Source organism: Paenibacillus sp. 598K (assembly GCF_003851045.1).
Classification (GTDB): Bacteria; Bacillota; Bacilli; order Paenibacillales; family Paenibacillaceae; genus Paenibacillus_D.
Window position 1 is genome coordinate 1 of the sequence record NZ_BFBX01000074.1, and the last position, 3563, is coordinate 3563.

General features: G+C 54.1%; 2 protein-coding genes and 1 pseudogene. All 3 read left to right on the forward strand.

The features are described from left to right. Positions 1-1170, forward strand: a 1170-nt coding sequence (locus PA598K_RS38800) for a YncE family protein (RefSeq protein WP_148091972.1), incomplete at its 5' end; no start/stop codon positions are given. A 220-nt stretch (positions 1171-1390) separates the two neighbouring features. Next, positions 1391-2464 (forward strand): tetratricopeptide repeat-containing glycosyltransferase family 2 protein, encoded by a 1074-nt coding sequence (locus PA598K_RS21215; protein ID WP_260405525.1) that lies wholly within the window; start codon positions 1391-1393, stop codon positions 2462-2464. Between the two features lie 278 nt (positions 2465-2742). Continuing rightward, positions 2743-3563 (forward strand): annotated as a pseudogene (locus tag PA598K_RS21220) (collagen-like protein); the annotation flags it as partial.

Consider the following 3563-nt stretch of genomic DNA (forward strand, 5'->3'; position numbering starts at 1 on the left):
GCGACCGGAGCCACAGGCCCCACTGGCGCTACCGGAGCCACAGGCTCCACTGGCGCGACCGGAGCTACAGGCCTCACCGGCGCGAGCGGAGCTACAGGCCTCACCGGTACGACAGGAGCCACAGGACCTACCGGTAGTACAGGTGTAACTGGTGTCACTGGCGCTACCGGAGCAACGGGAGCTACTGGCCATACTGGGGCGACGGGCGCAACGGGACCAACCGGTATGGAGGGCACCATGCATCCGCCCGTTGTCTATGTGGGTAGCAACAATGGCGTTCGAGCCATTAATGCCTTGACCAATGAAGTAATTGCCAATCTACCCGTAACGGGTGGAACCAACTTCGGAAGCGCAACGGTCGACGGGATTCGCCACCTCTTGTACTATGGTTCGGGCAATACAGTCGTCCAGGCGGATATCCGGACCAATCAGGTCATAACAGCCTATACCTTTGCTAATCAACCTCGGGGGATGGTTATCAATCCGCTGACCAACAAGTTGTATGTCGCCAATTATGGAGGCGGTGGTCAAACGGTGACAGTTGTTAATGTGGACACCGGAAGCCAAACCGCAATACCGGTAAACGGCCTGCCGATCACGGTCGATATGAATCCTTTCACCAATCTGGTGTATGCATCTGTTGATGCCCCGGTCAATAACATAACAGTCATCGACGGCTCGACCGACACCGTGACCGCCACGATTGCCATTCCAAACCAAAATCCGCACGGGGTATTGGTTGACGCTACGCGAAACAGAGTTTGGGTGTCCAACTATAACTCTACTGGAACCGTGAATGCTATAGATACGACCAGCAATACGATTGTAGCTACGGTCACAGTCGGCTCAAACCTTAATAACCTGGGCGCAAATTTTGTTGCAAATACTATTTATGTTTCCAGCTATAATCAGACGAACCTTTATGCCATTGATGCGGATAACGGGAATGCGATTTCCACTATAGCTGTTGGGGGGATTCGTTCGGAGACGCCGGTAGCCAATCCGTATCTAATTAACTTCGCAGGTCACTCGCCAGCCAATCTGATCTATCTGAGCATCGGCGCATCCAATGCGCTTGGAATCATTGATCAGAACTCCTTGCTCCTGCTGAAGACACTTCCTGCTGGAGGCACTCCTTTGTGGAATGTGATCGATCCGTTTATTAGTTAGTCGCGTCGTATATCCTTCCAAGCTTTTATTGCGAGTTTCCCCAAAGCCTATGGCTCCGGGGGCGCTCGCTTTTTTGGCCTGCCCCTTATCGTACAGTGATGCCAGCAAGACGTAATTAATGTTAACTCTGGGCGATTAGTCGGGTCAATTCCCCGATAGGCGGAATATGCTGCATGAGCATGCTTGAGGAAAAAATGCACTTCTCGCTAGGAGGACCCTGATGATATCGATAAGTTTGTGCATGATTGTCAAAAACGAGGCGCGCACACTAAATAACTGTCTGGCATCGGTCAAAGGCATCCCGGATGAGATCATCATCGTCGACACTGGCTCGGCCGATCGCACCAAGGAGATCGCAAAGGTATGGACCGACCATGTTTACGACTTCCCATGGACAGATGATTTCTCCGCTGCGCGGAACGCCTCCTTCCAATATGCCACCAAGCAGTACATCTTCTGGCTCGATGCGGATGATATCCTGCAGCACGACCAGCGATTGAAGCTGCTGCAATTAAAAGAAAACTTAGCCGATAACGTGGATGCTGTAAGCATGGTCTATGAAATCCCTCAGCAACCGGAACGCGGATTGGTGAGCTATACCACTCGTACGCGCCTGGTGCGGCGCGACAAAAACTGCCGCTGGCATGGCGTAGTTCACGAAGATCTTGCGCTGGCCCCCTCTTGTCGGCTTCTAAAGTCCGACATTAAGGTCACCCATACGAAGATCAACAACGGGAACGCAGCCAGCCCCTCCCGCCGCAATCTGGAGATCTATGAACGATATCTGGCCAGAGGTTATGAGCTTACGATCTCGGATCAATTCCACTATGCGAGAGAATGCCAGGTGCATCGTTTGTATGACCGGGCGATCGAATACTACGAGCGATGTGTCGACCACCCCGAAGTCTCGTTGGAAAATCAAATCTTCGTCATGCATAAGCTTGCCACTTGTTATGTCCAGGCCGGTCAGCCGCACAAGGAGCTGGAGCTGACGCTCAAGGCATTGGCCAAGGATGTCCCCTACCCCGCTTTTAGTTGCCGGATGGGAGAGCATTTCCTCAAGCAAGGACATATCGAAGCGGCCATTCATTGGTACAGCACAGCCTATCTTCATCCTTTGAACGAGCGTTACCAGGCTTCTGTAGTGGATACAGCCTACCATACCTGGCTTCCTCATGAACAGTTGGCGATGTGCTATGAGATGATTGGCGATGCCAAGCAAGCCGGCACGCACAGACAGTGGGCCGAATATTACAAGACGGACGTAACAGAACGCTCCTCTAAACTTGAATAGCCTTTACGAACTGCTAAACGGGTCAAGGAGTTTGTAAAACGAATCTTGCCTCAAGAGGATAGCGCACAAGCGAAAAAGACTCCTCAACAGCCATGGGCTGTTGCGAGAGTCTTTTATGCGTTGGCTCATGGCTTAGCGTACATCAGGACATAAGGCGCGTATTTGTTTCTAAGTCTAGGTTATTGGTTAGTTCCTCTTCCTGATAAATGGAATATGCTGAAGAAGCTTTCTTTAGATTGTACTTTGGCTCCAGATCTACGACATGAGGAGGTAAAAGCTTGTCTTATCCGAATATCCCCAACATCAGTCCGACGGTCACATTGACGCGGGACGATGTGGTGAACCTGATCTTCTCCTCCATCGCGATGGAGGAGCTCGGACTAGCTCACATCATCAATGCCGAGGGCGAGAAAATCCAATACGCGCTTGGCACGCTGGCCGGCGTCAGCGGTCCGAACGCAACGCTCGATCAGATCCTGCAGGTCAACCAGAGCGCTCAGGCGATGCTCGATACCGTCTTCCGCCAGGAGATGATGCTCGACTCCAAGCTGAAGACAGCGGCCAATTTGCCGACCCTCGTCGGACCCCAAGGACCAACTGGCGCGACTGGCCTGCCCGGCGGCGTGCTGAGCGTCAACGGGCAGACCGGCGCAGTCGTGCTTAATGCTGAGGATGGCGTCTTCCCCATCAATAATGAGGAGCCGCAGGATGCTGATTTGTGGAGACTCAGCCAACCTGGGGTGTACAGCTCCTCCACCCCGACAGGCCCTGGTCCCGGAGACGGCCCGGAAGGTGTAGCTCACCCGGCGGTCTGGACGATCTACGTCTCGCGTGTCGGCGAATATGTGCAGCAGCTCTACATCTCCAACCCGGCCCTCTTTTACCGCAGCAGTCAGGATGGGGGCCTGCACTACAACGCATGGGTATCGATCGGCCAAGGCGTCACAGGGGCAACGGGCATGAGTGTCACGGGTGCGACAGGCGCGACTGGCCTTGCTGGTGCGACGGGAGCAACCGGCCTTGTCGGGGCTACTGGTATGACCGGCACCACAGGTCCGACGGGCGGCGGCATCACCGGCGTCACGGGCGCCACCGGCGC